The following is a 223-nucleotide window of genomic DNA, read 5'->3' as shown; positions in this document are numbered from 1 at the left end:
GCCGTCGCCGAAGGTGGACTGGTCGGCGGGTGCGGTGGAGCTGCTGACGGAGTCGCGGGAGTGGCCGACGGCTGAGGGGCGTCCGCGTCGCGCCGCGGTCTCCTCCTTCGGTATCAGTGGCACGAACGCGCATGTGATTTTGGAGGCTGCTGAAGTGCGGCCTGTGGTGGGGCGTGCGGTGGTTCCGGATGGGGTGGTGCCGTTGGTGGTGTCCGGGAAGTCG

At 69.5% G+C, this 223-nt stretch carries 1 protein-coding gene; it reads left to right on the top strand.

Annotated features, from left to right (window positions below; translation table 11 throughout):
- Positions 1-223, top strand: a 223-nt coding sequence (locus tag ADK64_RS15325) for a ketoacyl-synthetase C-terminal extension domain-containing protein (protein ID WP_159046261.1), incomplete at both ends; no start/stop codon positions are given.

The sequence above is a fragment of the Streptomyces sp. MMG1121 genome, from assembly GCF_001280015.1.
Lineage (GTDB): Bacteria > Actinomycetota > Actinomycetes > Streptomycetales > Streptomycetaceae > Streptomyces.
The sequence above is the reverse complement of the archived record's forward strand: the minus strand, read 5'-3'. Positions and strand labels throughout refer to the sequence as shown.